Source organism: Kribbella capetownensis (assembly GCF_004331485.1).
GTDB lineage: Bacteria > Actinomycetota > Actinomycetes > Propionibacteriales > Kribbellaceae > Kribbella > Kribbella capetownensis.
Map to the genome: position 1 here is coordinate 290,586 of NZ_SJKD01000006.1, position 23,859 is coordinate 314,444.

The following is a 23,859-nucleotide window of genomic DNA, read 5'->3' on the forward strand; positions in this document are numbered from 1 at the left end:
GCCCGCAAACTATTTAACGCCAGTTTGCGAAGTTGGCCGGAAGTTGCCGCCTCGGCGTCCGAATCTGGCTGCCTCGACGATCTTCCGGCACGCTCCGGGACGTCATCCGCACGCTCCGGGATCGTTGCCTGTGTCACCTAATTGCCACGTCTGCCAGGAGCAGAACACGGCCTGTCCTCCAGAGTGCGCCCCACTCCCCCTGCCTGGCAACACATTTCCGGCCAGTAGCCATGGACTGCCCGGAACGGCAACTCATCGGGCCGGCGAGATCAGCGCGTGCAGAGGGTCAGGATGTGGGCGCCGTACTTGGTGAGTTTGGTGTGGCCGATACCCGGGATCCGGCGGAGGGACTGTTCGTCGGCGGGGCGGGTCTCGGCGATTGCGGTCAGGGTGGCGTCGGTGAGGATGACGAAGGCGGGCATGCTCTCAGACTCCGCCTGCTCGGTGCGCCAGGCGACCAGGGCGTCGTACAGGTCCTGGTCGATCGTGGAGGGGCAGTCCTCGCAGCGGCCGAGCTTGCGGGCGCCGGCATCGAGCAGACCGCGACCGCAGACGCGGCACTTCGGGATCGGGCGGCCGGCCCGGGCCGCGCGCTCGGTGCGGTCTGGGGAGGGCTCCCACGCGGTCGGCCGCGACGTACGGACGCCGATCGGGTCGAGGAACCGGGTCGGACCCCGCTGGCCGCGCCCGCCCGGGGAGCGTGACGTCGACCAACTGATGAAGAGTTGGTCCTTCGCCCGCGTCACCCCTACGTAGAACAGCCGCCGCTCCTCCTCCACCTGCGCCGGCGTCTGGGCGTAGCTGATCGGCAGTGTCCCCTCGTGCGCGCCGACGATGAAGACGCACTTCCACTCCAGGCCCTTGGCCGCGTGCAGCGTGGCCAGCGTGGCCCCCTCGGCCAGCGGCGCGTGCTGGATCGACGCCCGCCGGTCGAGCTCCGCCATCAGATCCAGCAACTTCGCCGACGGATTCTCGGCGGCGAAGTCCGAAGTCATCGTCACCAGCGCGCTGAGCGACTCCCACCGGTCCCGGACCGCGCCGGTCCCGGTCGGCGGCTCCGGCGTCCACCCCGCCCCGCCGAGCACCCCGGTCACCACCTCGACCAGGTCGTCCGACACGTCCCCGGCCTTGGCCTGCCCCCGCAGCAGTACGGCGGCCTGCCGGATCTCGGCGCGCTCGAAGAACCGCTCCGCACCCTTCAGCACCGCCGGGATCTTCCGCTCCGCCAGCGCCTGCTCGAAGTTCTCCGACTGGGCATTGGTCCGGAACAGTACGGCGATGTCCCGCAGCCGAGTCCCCTCGTCGCGGAGCCGGGCGATCGCCCGGGCCACCGCATCGGCCTCGGCGACCTCGTCGGAGTACTCGCGGTACACCGGCACCGGACCGGCGTCTCGCTGGGAGCGCAGTGTCACGCGGCCGGGCAGTCCGGTCGGTCCGGCCGCGTCGAGGATCTTGTTCGCGACGTCGACGATCTGCGGAGTGGACCGATAGTCGCGGACCAGCTTGATCACATTCGCCGACGGGTGCCGGGAGGCGAAGCGCACCAGATTCTCCGGCTCGGCGCCGGCCCAGGAGTAGATCGTCTGCGCCGGGTCGCCGACCACGCAGACGTCCTCGCGGCCGCCGAGCCACAGGTCGAGCAGGCTCTGCTGCAGCGGGCTGACGTCCTGATACTCGTCGACCACGAACGTCCGGTACTGCCTGCGGATCTCCGCCGCCACCCGCTCGTCCTCCGCGAGCAGCGCGACCGCACAGAGCAGCACGTCCTCCAGATCGATGCGGCCGCGCTCCAGCTTGACGTCCTCGTAGGCCGCGAAGATCCGCGCGATCGTCGCCGGGTCGAAGGCGGCGAGCGTCCGGCCGGAGCGGGGCGCGAGCTTCGCGTAGTCGTCCGGCCGGACGTTGCTCACCTTGGCCCACTCGACCTCACCGGCCAGGTCGCGCAGGGCAGGCGTGTCCACCCGGACCCGGCAGCGCGACGCCGCCTCGGTCAGCAGCGGGAACTTGCGGTCCACGATCGGCGGCAGCTCACTGCCGTACACCTTGGGCCAGAACCATCTGGCCTGCCGCAGCGCGGCGGAGTGGAACGTCCGCGCCTGCACACCCTCGACGCCGAGCTGCGCGAGCCGTCCGCGCATCTCACCGGCCGCGCGCTGGGTGAACGTCACCGCGAGCACCCGCAGTGGGTCGAAGGTCCCGGTCCGCACGCCGTACGCGATCCGGTGGGTGATCGCCCGCGTCTTCCCGGTGCCTGCTCCGGCCATCACCACGACCGGTCCATGCAGGGAGGTCGCGACCGCGCGCTGCTCGGGATCAAGCGCCTCGAGCAGAGCATCCGCGGAACCCACGGCAACAGATTGTGTGAGATCGCTCACGGGCTGGGACATGCGGGAAGAGCACCACCTGCGGCGAGGTTCCGATAGGACGAGAGCAACCCTAGACGGGCCGCCGGACACAATCCGCGCCCACTTGCAGAAGGAGACAGCCGATGGCGGCTTTCACGATGTACTCGACTCCCTGGTGTGGCTACTGCCACCGCCTGAAGGGCCAACTGAAGCGGGCCGGGATCGAGTTCACCGAGGTCGACATCGAGCAGGTCCCGGAGGCCGCGCAGATCGTCGAGAAGGTCAACAACGGCAACCAGACGGTGCCGACCGTGGTGTTCCCGGACGGGACCGCGATGACGAACCCGTCGCTCGCCCAGGTCGCCGAGAAGCTGGCCGCTTGACCCCAGCACCACCAGAACGACGCCCCCGGCGCCGACCCACCAGGGTCGGCGCCGCGAGTCATAGTGGGTGAGTTATGGACTTTACGGTCATGACCGTTATACCGTCGCGGGAACCACGTCGCAGGGAGCCCGCCCATGATTCCGCGCCGTTCGATCCGCCATGCCCCCCTCCGCATCGCACTGGTCCTGGCCGTCGTGCTGGGACTGCTCGTCACCGGCGGTCCACCTGCCACCGCAGATCCCCATCGGCCCCCGCCTGACCTCTTCCCGTCCGAGAACGGCCCGCTCATCCCGGACCACAACCGGACCAGCAGGGCCGCCGAGGTCATCCAGGATCTCGGCGCACCGATCAGCTCCCTCACGATCATGGAGGGCGCCATCGGTCGCACACCGGACGGCCGCGACGTCGTGTACGCCGTACCCGCCGGTGAGAACGCGCTCCTCAACGTCGTCGACCTGCACTCCCGCCAGCTGCTCAACACCGTCACGCTCAGCGGGGCCGCCGGCGCGTGGGCGATCGTGGTGGCATCCGACGGCCGCGTGTACGTCGGCACGTACCCGAACGCGCACCTCTATCGCTACGACCCGGCCGACGGCACGGTCAGCGACCTCGGTCAGCCGATCCCCGGCGAGGCACAGATCTACGGCCTCACCGCCGACCGGAACGGCAACGTGTACGCGGGCACCTACCCGACCGCGCACGCCTTCAAGTACGACGGCAGCACCGGCCAGGTCACCGACTACGGCTCACTCGACCCGGTGCAGCAGTACGCGCGGTCGACGGTGTACGACCCGGACCACAATGCACTGTTCGTCGGCATCTCCACTCCGAACGCCAGGCTGCTTAGGATCGACCTGGCGACGAGTGCGGTCGAGGACATCACCCCACCGGGTCTGCCGGCCAAGGACTTCATCGACCTGGACTACGCAGGCGGTCGGGTCTTCGCCAACGCCAGCAGCCGTCTGATCGTGGTCGACGCAGTCACCGGCGAGCAACTCAAGTTCACTGACTCCGAGACCGGCAGTCAGGTCATGGACTACGCGATCGCCGCGCGCGGAGTGTCCGCGGCCGGCCCAGGTGGCGTGTACTTCACCACCAGCACGCTGAACCTGACCCACTACGACCTCGACACCAACACCATCGGCCCAGTGTCGCCAACGGCTCGCCTGACTCGTGGCGCCTCGATCGGCTACGGCTGGGTCACCGAGAACGGCGCACCGGTCCTCTACGGTCTGGCCGGCAACTACTCCGGTGGGACGTTCCGGTACGACCCGCAGGCCGGGACGCTCGCGCAGTGGAGCTCACCGTTCCAGTACGTCCCGGTGCCACTCATGCACGCGCTCTCGGATCCGTCCGACGGCAAGGTCTTCGTCAACGCCTACCTGAACGGCTCGACGTCGGTCTACGACCCGCCAACCGGCAAGTCCACGGTCACCACGCGACTGGGCCAGGTCGAAGGCTGGGCCTGGGACACCACCGGCAAGATGTACGTCGGCATCTACCCCTACGGCCGCCTGTCGCTCTGGGACCCGCACGCACCGGAGAGCCCGACGAACCCGCGTGAGCTGTTCAGTCTGGTCGACAGCCACCACCAGAACAGGCCCATCGCGGTGGTCCCGTCCGGCGACCACGTCTACGTCGGCACCACTCCCGGGTACGGCGAGTACGGCGGAGCCGTCACCGTGTACGACGTACCGACCGGTGCGTTCACGGTGTACCGCGATGTCGTGGTGGACCAGACGATCGCCTCGATCCTGCCGACGGGGACGACCCTCTGGGCAGGCTCCGGCATCGAAGGCGGCCAGGGGACCGAACCGCGGGCAACCGAGGCGCACCTCGTCAAGGTCGACCCGGCCACGGGGGCCGTCAGCACAGACGTCGTCCCCGTGCCCGGCGCTGCCAGCATCAACGAGCTCAGCATCGGGCCGGACGGCAACCTGTGGGGCCTGGCGGACGGCACGGTCTTCGTCGCCAACCACACCACCGGACAGGTGCTGCGGACCATCCCAGTGTTCAGCGGCAGGACCGGAGCCAACGACGGAGCACTGTCATGGCGCGACGGCTACCTGTACGGCGTGACCGGCGGCCGCCTGTTCGTCGTAGACAGCCTCAACGGCCAGGCGACCGTACTGCGCGACCACGGCCTCAACCGGCTCACGCAGACACCGGACGGCACCTACTACACGTTGCTGCGCCCGGACGGCTGGACCAACCCGAGCAATCTGGCGTCGTACACCCCACCCGCTGACCCGTGTCCGCACTCGGACCTCCGGACCAACGTGTGGACCGGGAACGTGAACAGCTATGTGACCAACCGCAACCTCAGCTACGGCTGCACACTGACCGATGAGCTACCCGACGCCGCAGCGGACTGGCCGAACCACGCCGCCTACGTTCGCGCCGTGGACAAGACAGTCAGGCAATTGGAGTCCGACGGCACGGTGGAGCGCTGGGAAGGACTCCTCATCCGAGTCGCCGCCTCCCGCTCCGACGTGGGCCGGTGATCACCAACTGCCGGTGAGGTCCTCCCCGTACCAGCCCTCGATCAGGCGGCGGGAGATGGAGATGCTGCCGGGGAGGGCCATCGTGCCGGCTTCGACCAGTGCACGCAGGTCCTCCCTGGTGAACCACTTGGCCTCGGCGATCTCGTCAGCATCCACCTCGATGTCGGTGCTCACCGCCTTCGCGTAGAACCCGAGCATCAGACTGGACGGCAGCGGCCACGGCTGGCTACCGGCGTACTCGATCTCCGGCCCCACGATCACACCGGTCTCCTCGAGGACCTCCCGCCGTACGGCGGCCTCCAGCGACTCACCCGGCTCGACGAAGCCGGCCAGGGTGGAGTACCGCCCCTCGGGCCAGGCGCCGTTGCGGCCGAGCAGTGCGCGGTCCTGGTCGTCGGTGACCAGCACGATGATCGCCGGGTCGCTCCGGGGGAAGTGGTGCGCGCCGCAGGCGGGGCAGTCCCGCACGTGGCCGGCCTCGACCACGACGGTGTGCTCACCGCAGTTCGCGCAGTGCGTGTGGACGGCGTGCCAGTTGGCCAGACCGATCAGGTTGACGGCGATCCCGGCCTCACGATCGTTGAGGACCGCGCCCAGCTCGCGCAAACCGGCGTACGACTCGTCCGGCTCGCCGTCGGCGAGGATGCCGAACACCGCGCGGCCGTCGGCGGTCTGACCGGCACCCGACTCGCGGTCGATGCCCAGGAAGATCCGAGTGCCCTCCGGCGCCTCCGCGGGAGAGACGAACCGCAGTGCGGTCCGGTCGGAATTCGCCAGCAGCTTGTCACCGATCACCACCGCCACCTGCGTGTCCGGAGCGGCCCAGGCCTTGTCCAGCCAGTCGTCGTCACGTCTGCGGTCGGCCGCACGGTCCAGCACGGACCGGGACAGGGCTAGGGAACCAGGAGCGATGGAGTAGGCCACATGCCTCAACATATCCCGGCAGCGTGAGAGCATCCCTCGCATGAGTATTCACATCGCCGCCGAGAAGGGGCAGATCGCGCCGCGGGTGCTGTTCCCCGGCGACCCACTGCGGGCCCAGTGGATCGCGGAGACCTACCTGTCCGACGTGACCTGCTACACCGAGATCCGGAACATGTTCGGATTCACCGGCACCTACAAAGGTGAGCGCGTCTCTGTGCAGGGCTCCGGCATGGGCCAGCCGTCCGCGGCCATCTACGCCAACGAGCTGTTCGCGGAGTACGACGTCCAGACCCTGATCCGGGTCGGGACCTGCGGCGCGCTGACCGAGGCGGTCCGGGTCCGGGACGTCATCGTGGCGATGTCCGCGAGCACCGACTCGCAGATGAACCGGCTGCGCTTCCACGGCATCGAGTACGCACCGACCGCGGACTACAAACTGCTCCGCGCCGCGGTGGACGCGGCCGAGGCGGCCGGCCTGAACGTGCACGTCGGCCAGGTGTTCTCCGGCGACCTGTTCTACAACGACCGCCCCGATCTGGTGGCGCGGACGGCGGAGTACGGCGTACTGGGCATCGAGATGGAGGCTGCCGCGCTCTACACGCTGGCGGCGAAGTTCGGTCGCCGGGCGCTCGGCATCATGACGGTGTCCGACCACCTGATCACCAAGGAGGAGACGTCCGCCGAGGAGCGGCAGACCACGTTCTCCGAGATGATCACGATCGCCCTCGACGCGGCGATCGAGGTGCCGGTCTGAACCGGGTCGCCACCGCCCTGGCCGCCCTGCTCCTGCTGACCGCCTGCTCGTCCGGCAGCTCCAGCACGACACCAGAGGCAGACAAGCCCGAGGCGAGTGGCACGACCAGTACGTCGCCGACCGCGGCAGCGGCCGTGATGCCGCCGATCAAGGCGACCGCGGTCGTCGCAGGCCTGTCCGACGCCGGCTACAAGTGCAGCAACGACGGTTCCTACGGCATCTGTACGTCGGGAGCCGCGTCGGTATGGGTGCTGACGGGTAGCCACCCCCGCCCACCAGTGGTGTCGCTGCACTCCGCCGGACCGGCGGACGTCGCGTCGGCCGAGATCGCCAAGGTCCTGCCGAAGACGCTCGAGATCGCTCACATCAACCAGGGTCAGCAGATCGTGGACTGGTTCGGGCAGCAGGAGGGCAAGACCACTGCGCAGCTGACCGTCGGCGACTGGCTGGTGGAGTACTCGGTCGAGGTCGACACCGAAGAGCCCGGTGCGCACCTCACCCTCACCGACAAGCTCTGCACGGCGAACTGCCAAGCAGAGTAGGGACCGGCTACGCCGCGATGAGCTTCGGCAGGATCTGACGGACCCGGCCGGCCAGCAGGTCCGGGACCTTCTCCGGGTCCGCGGCGTAGCCGACCACTGCCTGCTCGAAGAGGCCGTCGACGAGCGCGTACGCGGTGGGTGAGTCGACCGCCGGGCTGCCACCGACCAGATCGGCGTACCGGGTGAGGATGCGCCAGATCATCTGCTCCAGTAGCTCGTCGATCGCGGTGACGTCCGCGCGCAGTTGCTCCTCGAACATGCTTTGGGCCCGCAGGTCGTACCAGAGCCGGTGCATCGCGGTCTCCTCGACCAGCGTCTGCGTCATCTTGCCGAGGAAGCCGACCGCCAGGTCGTCCGCGGACTCCGCCGTCTCCACGACCTCGTCGTACCGCTGTGCGCATTTGGTCTTGTAATACCGCACGCAGTAGCTGATCAGGTCGATCTTGTCGCGGAAGTAGTAGTGCACGACCCCGTGCGTGAACTCGGAGTTGTTCGCGATCTCGCGCAGGCTGGTCCGGGCGTACCCGAGCTCGCCGAGCGTCTTCAGCGCCGACTCCGCCAGCGCGATCCGGCGGCGCTCGACCTTGTCGATCCCGGACACGCGGGCGGACCGGGTCGGCTCCGCGGCATCCGCCGTGACACTCATCGCCACTCCCTTCCGCAGCCGGGATCGTCGGCGTCAGAGTACCTCGCCACGGGCCAGGCGCGTCCCGTGGCGGGGAGATTTCTTGACAAGTGTCAAACAAAGTCTTGACGACTGTCAAAAGGCTGGCCAGAGTGTGAACCGACCACGTGCGCTTCGAGCAAAGGAGCTTCAGATGGGCGGACTCGATCTCTCCGGCCGCAAGGCCCTCGTGACCGGCGGGGCCCAGGGGCTCGGCGAAGGGATGGCGAAGGCCCTCGCGGCGGCCGGCGCCAAGGTCGTGATCAGCGATCTCCAGAAGGATCTCGGCGAGTCCGTCGCCGACGCGCTCGACAGCGAGTACGGCGGTGGCCACGGTTTCGTCGCCCACGACATCACCGACGAGGGCGACTGGGAGAACGCGGTCGTCGCCGCCAACGACATCCTCGGTGGCCTGGACATCCTGGTGAACAACGCGGGCATCGAGATCACCAGCCTGCTCACCGAGGTGACCGCGGACCAGATCCGCAAGATGCTCGACGTCAATGTGCTCGGCACCACGCTCGGGGTGAAGTGGGGCCTGCGGACGATGCGGCCGGACGGCCTGGCCGGCAACGGCGGCGCGATCATCAACGTCGCCTCGGTCGCCGCCACCATCGCCTTCCCCGGTATCGCGGTCTACTCCGCGACCAAGGCTGCGGTCGACCGGCTCACCCGCGTCGCCGCGATGGAGTCCGGCAAGCTCGGGTACGGCGTACGCGTCAACTGCATCTACCCCGGTCTGGTGCCGACTGCGATGGGCGCGGGCCTGGCCAACGACTGCGCCGAGCTCGGACTGTTCGAGTCCCCCGAGGCTGCGGTCGCCGCAGTCATCGGCCTGACCCCGGCCGGCCGGCTCGGTGAGGTCGCCGACATCGCCGACGCGGTCGTCTTCCTCGCCTCGGACGAGTCACGGTTCATCACCGGCATCGGACTGCCGGTCGACGGCGGCATGGGGATGTGATCGCGGATGACTGTGCTGATGCCACGCCTCCGGCGCGGCGGGTCATTGGGCTTTGACTCCCAGCCTTCCCTCGTCACTCCAGTCGCTTCGCTCCCTCCGCTCCTCAGTCCAGGCCGGGAGGCCCAATGACCAGCAAGCCCGTCGTCGTGTACGGCGCCTCCGGCTACACCGGCCGGCTGGTGTGTGAGTACCTCCGCCAGTACCACGTCCCCTTCGTGGCCGCCGGCCGCGACGAGGGCAAGCTCAAGAAGTCGATGGACTCGCACGTGGCCGGTATCGAGACCGCCGACTACGAGATCGCCGCGGTCGAGCACGATGTCACCGCACTGACCGAGCTGTTCAAGGGCGCCTCAGTGGTGCTCAACACGGTCGGCCCCTTCAGTGAGCTCGGACCGGCAGCGGTCGAGGCAGCACTGGCGGCCGGTGCGCACTACACCGACACCACCGGTGAGCAGGACTGGTTGATGACCTGCGACGAGCAGTACGGCAAGAAGTTCGCCGACGCCGGCCTGGTGCTGGCTCCCGGGATCGCGCAGATGTACACCACCAGTGAGATCGCCGCGCAGTTGTGCCTCGAGGAGCCCGGCCTGGACACCTTGGACATCGCGGTGTTCTGGGGTGGCAGTCCGACCATCGCCTCCACCCGGACCATCCTGGTCAACGCGGCGACGTCCAAGGCGCACTACCTCGAGCGGAACGAGTACACCGAATTTCCTGACCAAGGCCTCGTACCGCTGGTGGTGCCAGGCCAGCATGAGCTGGCGCTGTCGCTGCCGTGGGGCGGCATGTCGCATCCGGTCTGGTTCAAGCGCGATCCGCGGGTCGCCAACTGCAAGTCGCAGGGTGGTGTCTTCAACGTCGCGCTGATGAACGGCGTACCGCAGATCGTTGCCGGTGCACTCGAAGCCACCAAGGACATGGCTCCGGACGAGCGGGACGCGGTGCTCACCGAAACCGCACGCCAGGTGATGAACCAGATGCCGCCGCGCGAGAACCCGCGGGTGAACAAGACCCTGGACTCGGTGCACGCCTCCGGTCCGCTCGGCCGGGCGCACTGCGTCATCCACGGCAACAGCAACTACCAGCAGACCGGTCTGCTGCAGGCGTATGCGGCGTACTCGCTGCTGCAGATGCCGCCGAAGCGGGTCGGGTTCGCCAGTGGTTGCCAGGCGTTCGGTCACCGCGAGCTGCTCGGCGTACTGCGCAGCTTCGGGCTGGTGTCCGAACCACAGCTCACGGTGCTGCGGTAGGGAGACTGCAGTGCGACTGGTCGACTACCTCGACAAGGGCGCCTCGCTCGGTCCGGACGCACCCTGCCTGACCACGGACGGCGAGACACTCTCGTACGCCGAGGTCCAGCAGCTGTCCTACCGGATCGCGGCCGGCCTTGCGGCGAGTGGCGTCGAGCCCGGCGGCAAGGTGGCGATCCTGTCGGCGAACGACCCGATCGCCTTCAGTTGCGTGTTCGGGATCAGCCGCGCCGGTGCCGTCTGGTGCCCGATCAACCCGCGCAACGAGGCGGCGGAGAACCGCGAGTTGCTCGACCAGTTCGACTGTGAAGTGCTGATCTACCAGGCCGCGTTCGCGCCGCTGGTGGATCGGATCCGGGACGCGCTGCCGAAGATCCGTACCTTCGTCTGCGTGGACCAGGATCCAGGCTCCGGTCAAGACCCCCACCTCATCGGCCGGAGCCGAACCGTCGGCTGGGACGCGTTCTGCGGGGGCGTGTCTCAGCCGGCACCTGATCTCACCGGTCCCGACGATCTGGCGTTGATCGTCGGTACCGGTGGGACCACAGGTCGTCCGAAGGGGGTGATGCTGACCAACGGCAACCTGGAGACGATGACGGCGCTGACCCTGATGGGCTATCCGTTCGGCGACCGGCCCGTCTATCTCGCACTCGCGCCGTTGACGCACGCAGCCGGCGTACTGTGTTTTCCGGTCCTCGCGTCCGGCGGCGAGATCGTCATCATGCGGACGCCCGACGTCCACGCCTTCCTCCGGCTGATCCCGCAGCATCGCATCACCCACACGTTCCTGCCGCCGACGCTGATCTACATGGTGCTCGCCTTGGAGGAACTCGACACCATGGACCTCTCATCGCTGCGCTGCTTCTGGTACGGCGCCGCGCCGATGTCGGTCGCGCGACTCGAAGAAGCGCTGTGGCGGATCGGCCCGGTGATGGCCCAGCTGTTCGGCCAGACCGAGGCGCCGATGATGATCTCGATCATGCCGCCGTCCGCGCACTTCGATGCCGATGGCAACATCGCACGGCACCGGTTGTCGTCGGCCGGGCAGCCGTCACCGCTGATCACCACCGCGATCATGGCCGCCGACGGGACGCTGGTCCCACGCGGCGAACGCGGTGAGATCGTGGTCCGCGGTTCGCTGGTGATGAAGGGGTACTACCGCGATCCCGAGGCGACCGCGGCCGCGTCGCAGTACGGCTGGCACCACACCGGCGACATCGGTTACCTGGACGAGGACAACTACCTCTACATCGTCGACCGGGCCAAGGACATGATCATCACCGGCGGCTTCAACGTGTACTCGACCGAGGTCGAGCAGGCGCTGATGGCGCACCCCGCCGTCCAGGACTGCGCGGTGATCGGCCGTCCGGACGACAAGTGGGGCGAGCGGGTCGTGGCTGTAGTCCAACTCCAGTCAGGCACCACGATCGACGCCGCCGAACTGATTGCCTTCGCCAAGCAACGCATCGGCAGCGTCAAGGCCCCCAAAGAGATCCTCCTCTGGCCCGACCTCCCCCGCTCCAAGGTCGGCAAGGTCCTCAAACCCGACATCAAGGCCCGCCTGGCCGCCGAGGTCGGCTAACCGGCGGTCGCCGCCGTCGAGGCGACGATGATCGTGGTGGTGACCGCGGCCTGCATCTCGGTGACCGCCTTCTTCACCGCGTCCGAGGCCCAGTCCGACTCGGCCAACTGCTTCGCCCGCTGCTTGAGCGCCTTCTTGTCCACCGCGTCCGTGACGACCTTCGGTACGACGTTCAGCGCGCTCAGCAACGCGACCAGAGCACCGGTCCGCTCGTCGGGCGTCGTACCCACCTTGAGCACGCTCTCCAGGGCGGCACGCACCCGGGCCTCGTGTCTGGCGTCCTTGGCCGGCCAGCGGGTCACCGGGAACAGACCGAGCACCCGGCCCTGGTCCGCCTCGAGCACGCCGCGGGCCGCGAGCTGCCCGAGCAGCTGGTCCCGCAGCTTCTTCGACAGGCGGCCGATCTGATCCTTCGGCCGCTTCCCGGGCTTGCCGGCGATGAACGCGAGCCGCTCGTCGAGAACGGCGTCGCCGGTCGGGCTCGGGTCGAGCACCTTCAGCCGGCCGGGCTTGGCCCCGTCACCCGCAACGGTGATGTCGATCTTCCCGAGCAGCGTCAGTTCGATCAGCACCGCACCCGCCAGCGCGTAGTCCAGACCGGGTGATCCAGTGATCGGCTTCCCGGTCTCGTCGTCGTACAGCAGCAACAAGAGATCCTCGGCAATCAACATGCCTCCAACGTAGGCACGCCGATCCGCTACACGCATCCGCCGCGCGGGCTACCTCCTGCGTCCGCCTTTAGTAGTGGTGGCCGTTGAGGACGACTGGCTCCCCCAGTTCGGCGGCGAGCTCAGTGAGGAAGTCGGGCGAGAAGTAGTACCAGTGGATCGAGCGGACCTTGCCGTCCTCGGTGCTGACGCGCATCAGGTCGTTCACCGCGGTGCTGCCGTCGCGGACGATGCGGACGACCAGCACGGTCTCGCCCCACAGGTCCCGGACCTCCGCTGTGTAGCGGTACGGCTTGGACAGGTCGAGCGTGTGCTCGATGGACCCGTCGCGCATCTGCTCGGCGCCGTACTCCGTGAGCACTCCCATGATCTCGCTGTGCGCGTCGGCCAGGAGCAGAGCCGTCAGCCGGGGTACGTCGTACGCGTTGAACGCCTCGGCGACAGCGTCGAGCAGGCGGCGGTCCGGCGCCTCACGCACCTTGAGCGACAGCTCCCGCTCCGGTGAGTCCAGTCGGCCGCGTCCACGGTGCAGTGCGGCCTTGACCGCGCCCACGGAGGTCCGCAGTACGTCGGCCACCTCGGCGAGCGTGAAGCCGAACAGGTCCTTCAGCGCCAGTGCCGCCCGCTCCTGCGGCGATAGCAGCGTCACGAGCTCAGCCCATGCGTCCCGGACCTCGGCGGGATCCGCTGTGGCCGGTGCGACCTGCTCCACGGCATCCACCAGGACCGGCTTCTGCCGGCGGTAGCTGTCGACGTACGCGTTGGTCGCGACGCGAAAGAGCCAGGCACGCGGGTTCGCGATCGGGCTGTGCGCTTGCGCCGCCTGGGTGAACGCTCGCGCCAGCGACTCCTGGACCAGGTCCTCGGCGTCGAAGGCATTGCCGGTCAGGCGACGGCAGTAGGCGTACAGGTCGGAGCGCAGCGGCTCCAGCCGGTCGAGGAAGTCTCTGCGCGCCTGCCGCGCGGCCCGGAGCTCGGTCAGGTCGAGTGCGTCAGTCATGGTCATACCAGTCTGGACGGCTGTGGGCGCCGCCAGGATACGGGCCGGTTTCGATGCAGAGTCAGCTATCAAGTAAGGTAAGCCTTAGCTAAGCAGGTTCGCCCACCTCGAAAGCAGATCCGTCATGACCAGAGCACTGCCCGAGCCGACGTACCGGCGCTTCGTCGCCGGCATCGGCACCCTCAGCCTCCGGCCGTTCGACCTGACCGAGGACGTCACCACCCTGCATGGCTGGGTCACCCAGCCCTACGCCCGCTACTGGGGGCTGCTGACCGCGTCCCGTGCGGACGTGTACGCGGAGTACCTCCGGATCGAACGGTCCGGCCACCACCGCGCGTTCCTCGGCGAGCACGACGGCCGGCCCGCGTTCCTGATGGAGCGCTACGAACCGGCGTACGACGCGGTCGGCGGAACGTACGACGTGGCGCCGGGCGACATCGGCATGCACGTGCTGGTCGCGCCGCCGGTCGCGCGGATCTCCGGCTTCACGGGCGCTGTCTTCGAGACGATCCTGGACAGCCTGTTCCGTGACCCGCTGGTCGATCGGATCGTGGTCGAGCCGGATGTCCGCAACACCAAGATCCAGGCCCTCAACGAGCGGATGGGGTTCCGCAAGCACAGCATCGTGGACCTGCCCGACAAGCAGGCCTGGCTGAGTTTCTGTACCCGCGACCAGTACGCCGAGGCGACCCGGATGAACGAGGCGGGCTGACATGACCGATCACCTGAACCCTGAGGCGTGGGCCGTCGTCAACCGTGCGCTGGTGCGTAAGGCTCTGGCGGAGTTCATCCACGAACGAATCCTCGAACCCGTTGCCACAGACAACGGATACGCGGTCGGCCGGTACGAGTTCTCGGCGCGGCTGTATCCCTTGAACCATTGGCAGATCGACGCCGTCTCGCGCTCCGACGGGGGCGCGGTGGACGCGCTCGACTTCATCACCGAATTCCACCAGCGGCTCGGGATCGGCGCCGACATGTTGCCGGTGTACCTCGAGGAGATCAGCAGCACGCTGGCGAGTGCGGCGTACAAGCTGTCCAAGCCGGACCTGACCGCGGCCGACCTGGTCACCGCGGACTTTCAGACGATCGAGGCCGCGATGACCGAGGGGCACCCGTGCTTCGTCGCGAACAACGGGCGGCTCGGGTTCGGTGTCACCGACTACCTCGCGTTCGCGCCGGAGACGGGTGCGGCGGTGCGGCTGACGTGGATCGCCGTACGCAAGGATCGCGCCACGGTCTCGCACAGCAGTTCCATCACGTACGACGAACTGCTGCGGGATGAGCTCGGGGACGACGTACTGCGTGAGTTCGCCGCGCGGATCGTGACGGCGGGGTGTGTGCCGGCGGACTACGTCTACCTGCCGGTGCATCCGTGGCAGTGGGAGAACAAGACGTCGATCACGTTCGCGGCCGACATCGCGCAGCGACACATCATCCTGGTCGGGTCGAGTGCGGACGAGTACCAGCCGCAGCAGTCGATCCGGACGTTCTTCAACCGGTCGCAGCCGTCGCGGCACTACGTGAAGACGGCATTGTCGGTGCTGAACATGGGCTTCATGCGTGGGCTGTCCCCGACGTACATGGCTGCCACGCCGGCGATCAACGACTGGGTGTTCGACCTGGTCGAGAACGATCTTGTCCTGAAGCGGTACGGCTTCTCGATACTGCGCGAGATCGCGGCGGCCGGGTATCACAACCGGTACTACGAGGCCGCGACGCAGCCGACGTCGCCGTACCGGAAGATGCTGTCGGCGTTGTGGCGGGAGAGCCCGCTGCCGGCGCTGGAGTCGGGCGAACGGCTGGCCACGATGGCGAGCCTGCTGCACGTCGACCGGCATAATTCGTCCCTGGCTGCGGCTCTGATCCGCGCGTCGGGGCTGGCGCCGGCGGACTGGCTGCGGGCGTACGCCGACGCGTACCTGATCCCGTTGGTGCACAGCTTCTACGCGTACGAACTGGTGTTCATGCCGCACGGCGAGAACCTGATCCTGGTACTGCGGGACGCCGTGCCGATCCGGGTCATCATGAAGGACATCGCCGAGGAGATCGCGGTGATGGACCCGGAGACGCCGCTGCCGGCGGACGCCGAACGGGTCCGCGCCGAGGTCCCCGACGACGAGAAGCTCCTGTCGATCTTCACCGACATCTTCGACTGCATCTTCCGGTTCTTGTCCCCGCTCCTGGACCGCGAAGGTCTGCTGACGCCGGCCGAGTTCTGGTCCGTGGTCAGCGACTCGATCCGCGACTACCAGGCCGCGACCCCCGAGTTGGCCGCGGCGTTCGCGAAGTACGACATCTTCGCCCCGACCTTCGCGCTGTCCTGCCTGAACCGCCTGCAACTCCGCAACAACCAGCAAATGGTCGACCTCACCGACGTCGCCGGCTCCCTCCAGTTCGCCGGCACCCTGCACAACCCGATCAGCTGACCCGGACGCCAGTCACTCACCAACCGTCGGCGCTCCCGCTGGTCCACGCTCGCACGGACCGTGTCTGCGCGTCCTGGCTCACGTTGGTGAGTGCTGGGGGTCCGCACCACTCGGTTGTGGACAACTTCCGCGGCGGTACGGCGGAATCCGTCACGCTGGTGGGGTGATCAGCCAACAGTTAGCCGAGACGCCTCGGGACGGGAGGCGCTACGAGATCGTCGCTGGGCGCCTGCTGACCACCGGCGCCCAACCGCCCGCGCACCACGCCGCGGTGACCGCTCTGATGATCCACCTCAAGACATCTTGCCCGCCCGACCTGATGGTCGCCGTCGGCTCGCTCGCCTTCCGCCCCACCCGGGACACGACCCTCCGCCCCGACATCCTCGTGTGTCCCCGCGACTACACCGGCGTAGACCCACCACTCCTGGCCGTCGAGGTCGTCTCACCCTCCACCCGAACCACCGACGTCGTCCTCAAACGCGCCCTCTACGAGACCCACCGCATCCCGTCGTACTGGCTCCTCGACCCCACCCACCAAGAACTCACCCTCCTCACCCTCACCCCCACCGGCTACACCTGCCAAACAGTCCTCCAATCCGAAGAAACCTTCCACACCACCCACCCGTTCCCCCTCACCCTCACCCCCTCGCAGCTACTGGGATGAGGGGGCATTCAAGGGCAGATCCCCATCTGCCCTTACACAACCTCGATCCCGCCGCCAGGGTGCTCGCATGAGAGACATCGATGTCGTGAATGCCCTACGCCCGTCGCAGCCGGGCGCCTTCACTCCGTCCGACCTCGACGAGGTCCCCGAGGACGTCGTCCGTTGTGAGCTGGTCGACGGCTCGCTGGTGGTGCGTCGTCCGCCGTCGCCGTCTCATCAGGCCGTGCTGCTGGAGCTGGCATGCACCTTGCGGTCCATCTGCCCTGAGCAACTGCAGGTCCTTCCGGCGCCGGTCCGGTTCGAACCTGCCGCCGGACTCTCGTTGCTTCCGGACATCCTCGTGTGTCATCGCGATGACGTCGGTGACCGGCACGTCGAGCGGCCGTTGCTGGCGGTTGCGATCATGTCGCGCAGCACGCGAGCGCTGGACACGGGCTTCAGGCAGGCCCTCTACGACCTGTCGAAGGTGCCGTCGTACTGGATGTTCGACCCGGCCAGGCGCGCGCTGACGGTCCGCGAGTTGGTGGACGGTGAGTACGCCGAGAGAACTGTCGTCGGTGATGAGGTGTTCGAGGCGACGGCGCCGTTCGCGGTGCGGATTGTGCCGGGCGAGCTGGTTCGCTAGCCGTTCAGGAGGTTGATCAGCTCTTGTTTGGTGGGGAGGTTTGGGGGGCGGACTATGTCGGCTTGGCGGACGTAGTAGAAGGCGGCGGTGACCTGGTCGAGGGGGATGTTCATGAGCTCTGACCAGGCGACTCGGTAGATGGCGAGTTGGAGGGGGTCGGCCGTCTCGTTGCGGGTGGTCTTCCAGTCGATCACGTCGTACCCGCGGGATCCGTCGGGCCGGACCACCTGATAGACGGCGTCGATGCGGCCGCGGACGACCCGGCCGCCGATGGCCAGCGCGAACGGAGCCTCGATCTCGTACGGCGTGGTCTCGCCGTACGGTCCGATGCGGAATGCGTCCATCAGCTCGGTGAGGTCGGTGTCGTCGACGATGTCCTCGTCCGCGGCGCCAGGCAGGTCGTCGGGGTCGAGCAGGAGTTGCTGCCCGAAGTAGCTCTCCACCCAGGCATGGAAGCGAGTGCCGAAACGCGCCGCCCGGTTGGGCTTGCGCGGCATCGGCCGAGCCAGCTCCGACGCCAGCCCGTCCGGGTCCTTCGCGAGCCGCATCACCTGGGTCGCCGACAGCGCGGCCGGCAGCTCGACGTCGTACGCCTTCCGGCTCCGGCTTTCCCTTGCCTCTGACAACAATCGCTCGATCTCGGAGTCCCAGCGTGCGACCGTCGCCTGCTCGTCCAGCAGCAGCGACTCCTCCGCCTCGGTCGACGGACCCTCCGCCCGCGAGCGCTGCACCAACTCCACCGCTTCCAGGCGGTGTTGGTACGACTCCGTGTCGTACGGCGTCGGCCACGGCGCCTGCGTCTGCTCGGCGAGCTCCGGGTTCTCCTCGGTCAGCTCAGGCTGCTCGGCCCACGAAATCACCCGGTCACCGGCGTGCTTCTTCAGAGTCTCCAGATACGACGAGGGGCCGCGCGGGCGCTTCTGCGTCGGTCCCCACCAGTGTCCGGTGGCGACCAGAATCTCCTTCGCACGGGTGAAGGCGACGTACCCGAGACGCCTCTCCTCCAGCGCGTTCACGCCCTTGCACTCGTCGGTGAACGCCTTCAGGCCGGCGTTGGACAGGTCGTGGATGTCGGGCAGCGTGTCGGCGTCACCGCGCAACGGCCACGGCAGCACCTTCGCGTTCGTCGTCCATTTGTCCCGGCCGCGGTCCGACGGGAACACCTTCTGCACCAGGGTCGGCACGAACACGATCGGCCACTCCAGGCCTTTCGACCGGTGCGTGGTGAGCAGCTTCACCGAGTCCGCCTCACTCGGTACGGCGAGGTCGAGGCCGGCGGCGTACTCCTCCTCGGCGGCCAGATAGGCCAGCAGGCCGTCGAGCGATCCGTCCGACTCGGTGGAGACGAAGTTGCCGACGGCATCCAAGAACGCGGCGAGGTGGTCGCGACGGCCCGAGTCGACGTGGTCGGGCGTCGCGGTCAGCTCGACGTCGAGGCCGATGGTGCTGATGACGCGTCGTACCAGGTCGAGCAGCGGCTCCCCGGCGTGGTTGCGTAGCTCGCGCAACTCGATGGACAGTTCCTTGAAGCGAACCATCGCCTCCGGCGAGTACCCCCAGGCGTCCGGTCCTGGATCGTCGACCGCCTCGGCCAGGGAGATCACCTCGGTCGAGTCCATCCCGGCGACGGCCGCGTCGAGTGCGGCGAGCAGGTCGTCCGCGTCCGGGCGGTCGCCGGTGTCGGCGAGCGCGCGGGACCGATTCGCCAGCAGGGCGAGGTCGCGGTGCCCGATCCGGTAGCGCGGGCCGGTGAGGATCCGGAGCATCGCGGCGTTCGCGGTCAGGTCGTTGACCGCCTGCAGGGTGGCGACGACGTCGACGACCTCGGGCAGCGCGAGGAGTCCGCCGAGACCGACGACCTCGACCGGGACCTTGCGGGCGATCAGCGCTTCGTGCACCGCGCTGAGGTCGACGTTCGTCCGCATCAGGATGCCGATGTCCTTCCACCGGCGGTTCGGGGTGCGGTGCGCGGCGACGATCGCGTCGGCGACCCACTCGATCTCCTGCGAGCGCGTCTCGAACAGGCCGACCGTGATCGCGCCCTCGGGTGCGTTCTCCGGGGCTTCGAGTGGGATCACGCCGGGGTGCTGCTCGTACAACTCGGTGGCGTGCTGGTTCGCGGCGGCCAGGATGCGGCTGCCACAGCGCCGGTTGACGCTCAGCACATACCGATGGGCGGGCGTGCCGTCCGCGTTCGGGAAGTGCTCGGGGAACTCGTCCAGGTTGGCGACGGACGCGCCGCGCCAGCCGTAGATCGCCTGGCACGGATCGCCGACCGCGGTGACGGGGTGACCGCGGCCGTGCTCGACATCCGGGCCGGCGAACAACGCGGTGAGCATCCGGCGCTGCGAGACCGAGGTGTCCTGGTACTCGTCGAGCAGGACGACCTTGTACCGCGAGCGCTCGGCGACCGCGACCTCCGGGCACTCCTCGGCCAGCCGCGCACCGAGCGCCATCTGATCGGCGAAGTCGACGACGCCGCGCTCCCCCTTGTAGGCCTGGTACTCCTCGACCAGCTGCAGGATCTCGCCTCGCTTCAGCGCGGTCTCCGCGAGCTTGCGCACCTCGACCGTCTGCTTCCGCGCCGCCGCCACCTCTTGTCGTACTGCCTCGTCATGATCGCGTACGTCGTCCGCCCGGAGCAGGTGGTCCGCGAGCTCACCGTCGAGCGCGAGCAGGCTGTTGACGAGCGTGGGCACGTGATGCGAGGCGAAGCGGATCGGCCCGGCAGACCGCCGTACGACGCGGCCCGCGAGCTGGAACCGGGTCGCGTCGGCCAGGACTCGGGCGTCTGGCTCGAGCCCGAGACGGAGGCCGTGCTCGGCGATCAGCGTGCCGGCGAAGGCGTGGTACGTCGAGACGACCGGCTCGCCAGGCTCCTCGGGCTCCCAGTTCGGGATGTTGCTGCGGAGGTGGGCGGCGAGGATCGGGGGCTGGTCCTTCGGCAGGGTCGATCCGAGCACGCCGGCCTTGGTCAGATCGTCACGGATCTTCACGTCGAGCTCGTTCGCCGCCTTCTTCGTGAACGTCAGCCCGAGCACTTCCTCCGGCAGCACCTGCCCGGTGCAGATCAACCACACCACCCGAGCCGCCATCGCCGTCGTCTTCCCGGACCCGGCGCCCGCCACGATCACCCCAGGCGCCAACGGCGCCGTAATCGCCGCCAGTTGCTGATCACTGAACGGAATCCCCAGTAGTTCACACAACTCAGCAGTCGAGTTCAGCTGAGCGCGCATCAGCAGACCCGCTTGTCGGAGCAGGTCGGGCCAGCAGGGTCGGGGTGGGCGTGCATCAGACGATCTCCCGGCCTTCGGGTTGGATGGGGCAGAGTGGGCGGGCTTCGCAGCGACTGCAGCCATCGTTGCGTTTGGCAATGAATTCCTCGGAGCGGACCATCGCCTCGGCGTGTTCGACCGCCTCGTCGAGCCAGGTCTTGCCGTCGTCGTCGGCCTCGAGCGGGCCCTGGTGCTGCACCTTCGGGAAGCCGCTGTCGTCGTGGCGGAGCTGGACGAGCTCGGCACCGCCTGCGACCGGCTCCTCGCCAAGATCCTTCAGCTGGCGGGACGCGATGGCGCGCTGGTAGATCGCGAGCTGCACATGCCGCGCCAGCGCCGGCTTGGTCGGCATCGAACGGCCGGTCTTGAGGTCGACCACGCGGATCGTCCCCTCACCGTCCTGCTCGATCCGGTCCATCCGCCCCTTGACCCGCACCGCCGGCTTGTCGGTATCCGGCAGCAGTACGTCGAAGTCCACCTCGGTGCCCACCAGCGTGCGATCCGGCCGCCCCTGGTGCCACGCGACGAACCGCCGCAGCGCGTCCTCCGCCTCGACCCGCTCCCGGTCCGAGATCCAGGTCGACTCGAAGTCGAGCTGCGTCCACACCTTGTCGAGCCAGCCGGTCAGCTCGTCCACCGACGGCGGCAGCGTCCCGGTCGCGACCGCATCCGCCAGCGTGTGCAACACCATGCCGAACCCGATGGCCGACGTACTGGGCGTCTCTCCGCCCGCACGCCGCTGCAGGAACCATCGCAGCGGACAGTCGACGATCGTCGTCAGCGCACTCCCCGACAACGGCACCGGCAGATCCGGGTCCGCGATCGGCCGCTCCGACCGGGTCCGCTCCCGCACTCCCCACCACCGGGACGGATCGGCCGTCGGCACCAACGAATGCTCGCGGTCGTCGACGGCATCGGCCAGCAACGCCAGCCGATCCGCCGCCACTCGCTTCAACGCGGGCGACGAGGACGGATCCGACAACACACAGCGCAGATCGGCGACCAGACCGTGCAACGACAACGGCCGCCGCGGCCGCCCCGCGACCAATTTCAAAGGAATGTCGAGCTCGGCAAGAAATCTCGAGGGTTGGTCCCCGTCCGCCTCAGGCGCCTGGACGGCCGTCACGATCAACCGCTCCCGAGCCCGCGTGATCGCGACGTAGAACAACCGTCTCTCCTCGGCCAGCAACGCACCGGCCGACAACGGATCGATGAGCCCATCAGTGCCGAGCCGATCCGGCTCCAGCAAAGAACCGCGCCGCCGCAGGTCCGGCCACTGTCCTTCCTGCACACTCGCGACAACGACGAGCCGCCACTGCAGACCCTTCGACCGGTGCGCCGTCATCAGCTGTACGCCGGCCTCGCGGTACGTCGCGTCGAACCGGTTGTCCCCCGCGATGTCCAACGATTCGAGCTCCGAGAGGAACGCTGACACGCCCTTGAACCCGACCTGCTCCTCGGCCCGGCTCGCCGCGTCGAACAAGGCACACAACGAATCCAGATCCCGGTTCGCCGCCCTGGCCGGCTCCCCACCCGAGTTGGCCTGACCGCGCAACCGCCGCAACCACGGCGACTCCGACCACAGCGACCACATCACCTCGTCCGGGGCGGCGCCGGCGGTCACGATGTTCCTTGCCTTGAGCAACCTCTCCCCCAGCGCGACGAACCGGGCCTCGGCCGGCGACGCCTCCTGGTCGAGGAGCAGCGGATTCATCAAGGCCTCGCGCAGCAACTCGTCCGACGACCGCGGCAACCGCTGGCCGCCCGCCGCCTCCCGGTCCCGCCGCCGCAGCACCCGCGCCAGCCGCCGCAACTGCCCCGCATCCATCGCGCCCAACGGTGACAACGCCAACGCCCGTACGACGTCGACCGTCAACGTCGACGGGTCCGCGACCGCACGCAACGCCAGCAGCATCGGACGTACGGCGGGCTCCCGGGACAACGGCAGTTCGTCACCGGCCACGTCGACCGGGATCCCCGCGGCCGCAAGCGCGCGACGCAACGGGGGGATCGAACGACTGCCGGACCGGACCAGCACCGCCATCTCGTGCCAGCCGACTCCGTCCTGGACATGTGCTCGCCGGAGCAGGTCGGCGATGTGCTCGAGCTCGGCGCCGCTGGTGGAGTAGAGGTTTGCCTCGACCTTCCCGGCACCGTAGACACAGCTGCTCGCATCCGGGTTCCGGAAGCGGTCGAAGGTGTCGCGGTCCAGCGTCCCTGGCACACCGAGGCGGCTGACGACATTGCGAGACACGCGCTGCAGCGTCGTACCGAACCGGCGGGTCGTGCCGAGCGCGATCTGGGCCGCGTCCGCGCCATCCGCCGTACGGAACTCGTCGGTGAAGCGCAGCAGACCGCGGACGTCGGCGCCGCGGAACGTGTAGATGGACTGGTCCGGGTCGCCGACGACGACCAGGTCGCGACCGTCGCCGGCGATCGCCTGGAGCAGCTTGGTCTGACCGGGATCGGTGTCCTGGTACTCGTCGACGAAGACGGCCTTGAACTCGGTGCGGAGCTTGGCCTGGACCTGCGGCTGCTGGGCCAGGATCACCGCGCGGTGGATGAGCTCGGAGTAGTCCAGCACCTGCTCGTGGTCGAGGATCTGCAGGTACTCCTCGAAGAAGTCGCCGACCGCCACCCACTCGGCCCGCTCGGCCGACTGCCCGATCGCGGACAGGTCCTCCGGGTCGAGTCCGAGCTGCCGCGCCTTGCCGATCACGGCCTGCACCTCGTCGGTGAACCCGCGCGTCTTCAGCGCCGGATGCAGACTGCTCGGCCACTTCACCGCACCGACCTCACGGCTGCCGGACAGCGCCTCGGTCAGCCGCAACGACTGCTCCGGGCCGGACGGAAGGCGGAGCGGTACGTCGAACGCGTCGGCCGGGGTGAAGCGTCGCAGCAACGCGTAGCAGAAGGAGTGGAACGTCATCGACGGCATCACTCGCGTGGTCCTGCCGAGGCGTCCGGTGATGCGGTCTCTCAGCTCGGTCGCGGCCTTGCGGCCGAACGTGAGCACGAGCACTTCGTCCGGACTGAGGCCGCGGTTGCGGACTCGATCGACGACAGCCTCGACGAGGGTCGTCGTTTTCCCGGTCCCTGGGCCGGCCAGCACCAGCAAAGGTCCGGCCGGGTGATCCACCACAGCTTGCTGATCAGCATCCAGAACAGGGGCTTCAGCACTCCGCCCCGCGGCCCGGATCAACCGATACCGGGACCCCTGTCTGCTGACCATCGCACCATCCCAGCAGACCCCACCGACAAATCCTCACGCCCACCCCGAGCACTCCT

18 protein-coding genes are annotated in these 23,859 nt (G+C 68.5%); 11 read left to right on the plus strand and 7 right to left on the minus strand.

What is annotated here, in order from left to right:
* Positions 1 to 269 precede the first annotated feature (269 nt).
* The gene (locus tag E0H75_RS26305; RefSeq protein ID WP_131516318.1) at positions 270 to 2,387 is read right to left on the minus strand and encodes an ATP-dependent DNA helicase UvrD2; all 2,118 of its coding nucleotides are present in this window, start codon (positions 2,385 to 2,387) and stop codon (positions 270 to 272) included.
* A 101-nt stretch (positions 2,388 to 2,488) separates the two neighbouring features.
* Between E0H75_RS26305 and E0H75_RS26310 the strand changes: the two genes are divergently transcribed.
* Both E0H75_RS26310 and E0H75_RS26315 read left to right on the plus strand, forming a co-directional pair.
* A complete protein-coding gene (locus tag E0H75_RS26310; protein ID WP_131516319.1) occupies positions 2,489 to 2,728 on the plus strand; it encodes a mycoredoxin in 240 nt (79 codons plus the stop codon).
* A 135-nt stretch (positions 2,729 to 2,863) separates the two neighbouring features.
* Entirely contained in the window at positions 2,864 to 5,233 is a 2,370-nt protein-coding gene (locus tag E0H75_RS26315; protein WP_131516320.1) for a DUF6923 family protein, read from the plus strand.
* On the opposite strand, the gene nudC is transcribed toward E0H75_RS26315, so the two are convergent.
* Positions 5,234 to 6,157 carry an NAD(+) diphosphatase gene (gene nudC / locus E0H75_RS26320; protein ID WP_238163285.1) on the minus strand — a complete coding sequence of 308 codons (924 nt, stop codon included), beginning with the start codon at positions 6,155 to 6,157 and terminating at the stop codon, positions 5,234 to 5,236.
* 40 nt (positions 6,158 to 6,197) lie between these two features.
* Here nudC and deoD point away from each other — a divergent pair, with 40 nt between their 5' ends.
* Both deoD and E0H75_RS26330 read left to right on the plus strand, forming a co-directional pair.
* Positions 6,198 to 6,911 carry a purine-nucleoside phosphorylase gene (gene deoD, locus E0H75_RS26325; protein ID WP_131516322.1) on the plus strand — a complete coding sequence of 238 codons (714 nt, stop codon included), beginning with the start codon at positions 6,198 to 6,200 and terminating at the stop codon, positions 6,909 to 6,911.
* 137 nt (positions 6,912 to 7,048) lie between these two features.
* The gene (locus E0H75_RS26330; protein WP_238163286.1) at positions 7,049 to 7,453 is read left to right on the plus strand and encodes a hypothetical protein; all 405 of its coding nucleotides are present in this window, start codon (positions 7,049 to 7,051) and stop codon (positions 7,451 to 7,453) included.
* 7 nt (positions 7,454 to 7,460) lie between these two features.
* Here E0H75_RS26330 and E0H75_RS26335 read toward each other — a convergent pair whose 3' ends face one another.
* Positions 7,461 to 8,099 carry a TetR/AcrR family transcriptional regulator gene (locus E0H75_RS26335; protein WP_131516324.1) on the minus strand — a complete coding sequence of 213 codons (639 nt, stop codon included), beginning with the start codon at positions 8,097 to 8,099 and terminating at the stop codon, positions 7,461 to 7,463.
* 172 nt (positions 8,100 to 8,271) lie between these two features.
* On the opposite strand from E0H75_RS26335, the gene E0H75_RS26340 reads away from it, so the two are divergent.
* From E0H75_RS26340 to E0H75_RS26350, 3 genes are all read left to right on the plus strand, one after another.
* Entirely contained in the window at positions 8,272 to 9,078 is an 807-nt protein-coding gene (locus tag E0H75_RS26340; protein WP_131516325.1) for an SDR family NAD(P)-dependent oxidoreductase, read from the plus strand.
* A gap of 125 nt (positions 9,079 to 9,203) precedes the next feature.
* Positions 9,204 to 10,328 carry a DUF5938 domain-containing protein gene (locus E0H75_RS26345; protein ID WP_131516326.1) on the plus strand — a complete coding sequence of 375 codons (1,125 nt, stop codon included), beginning with the start codon at positions 9,204 to 9,206 and terminating at the stop codon, positions 10,326 to 10,328.
* Positions 10,329 to 10,338: 10 nt separating this feature from the next.
* Positions 10,339 to 11,910, plus strand: coding sequence for an acyl-CoA synthetase (locus E0H75_RS26350; RefSeq protein ID WP_131516327.1), 1,572 nt, complete (start codon positions 10,339 to 10,341; stop codon positions 11,908 to 11,910).
* Here E0H75_RS26350 and E0H75_RS26355 read toward each other — a convergent pair.
* Complete coding sequence (locus E0H75_RS26355) at positions 11,907 to 12,581, minus strand: GOLPH3/VPS74 family protein (RefSeq protein ID WP_131516328.1); 675 nt, start codon at positions 12,579 to 12,581, stop codon at positions 11,907 to 11,909. The genes E0H75_RS26350 and E0H75_RS26355 overlap by 4 nt on opposite strands.
* A 67-nt stretch (positions 12,582 to 12,648) precedes the next feature.
* Positions 12,649 to 13,578 (minus strand): sigma-70 family RNA polymerase sigma factor, encoded by a 930-nt coding sequence (locus E0H75_RS26360; RefSeq protein ID WP_165554038.1) that lies wholly within the window; start codon positions 13,576 to 13,578, stop codon positions 12,649 to 12,651.
* A 124-nt stretch (positions 13,579 to 13,702) separates the two neighbouring features.
* Between E0H75_RS26360 and E0H75_RS26365 the strand changes: the two genes are divergently transcribed.
* From E0H75_RS26365 to E0H75_RS26380, 4 genes are all read left to right on the plus strand, one after another.
* The gene (locus E0H75_RS26365; RefSeq protein ID WP_131516330.1) at positions 13,703 to 14,290 is read left to right on the plus strand and encodes a GNAT family N-acetyltransferase; all 588 of its coding nucleotides are present in this window, start codon (positions 13,703 to 13,705) and stop codon (positions 14,288 to 14,290) included.
* Between the two features lies 1 nt (position 14,291).
* Entirely contained in the window at positions 14,292 to 16,007 is a 1,716-nt protein-coding gene (locus E0H75_RS26370; protein WP_131516331.1) for an IucA/IucC family protein, read from the plus strand.
* Positions 16,008 to 16,170: 163 nt separating this feature from the next.
* Positions 16,171 to 16,671 (plus strand): Uma2 family endonuclease, encoded by a 501-nt coding sequence (locus E0H75_RS26375; RefSeq protein WP_238163287.1) that lies wholly within the window; start codon positions 16,171 to 16,173, stop codon positions 16,669 to 16,671.
* A 67-nt stretch (positions 16,672 to 16,738) separates the two neighbouring features.
* A complete protein-coding gene (locus E0H75_RS26380) occupies positions 16,739 to 17,296 on the plus strand; it encodes a Uma2 family endonuclease (protein ID WP_131516332.1) in 558 nt (185 codons plus the stop codon).
* On the opposite strand, the gene E0H75_RS26385 is transcribed toward E0H75_RS26380, so the two are convergent.
* Positions 17,293 to 20,532: an ATP-dependent DNA helicase gene (locus E0H75_RS26385; protein ID WP_131516333.1), complete on the minus strand. Its 3,240-nt coding sequence runs from the start codon at positions 20,530 to 20,532 to the stop codon at positions 17,293 to 17,295. The two genes, E0H75_RS26380 and E0H75_RS26385, sit on opposite strands and share 4 nt — an antisense overlap.
* A gap of 55 nt (positions 20,533 to 20,587) precedes the next feature.
* Positions 20,588 to 23,713, minus strand: a complete 3,126-nt coding sequence (locus tag E0H75_RS26390; RefSeq protein ID WP_238163288.1) for an ATP-dependent helicase — start codon at positions 23,711 to 23,713, stop codon at positions 20,588 to 20,590.
* Positions 23,714 to 23,859 lie beyond the last annotated feature (146 nt).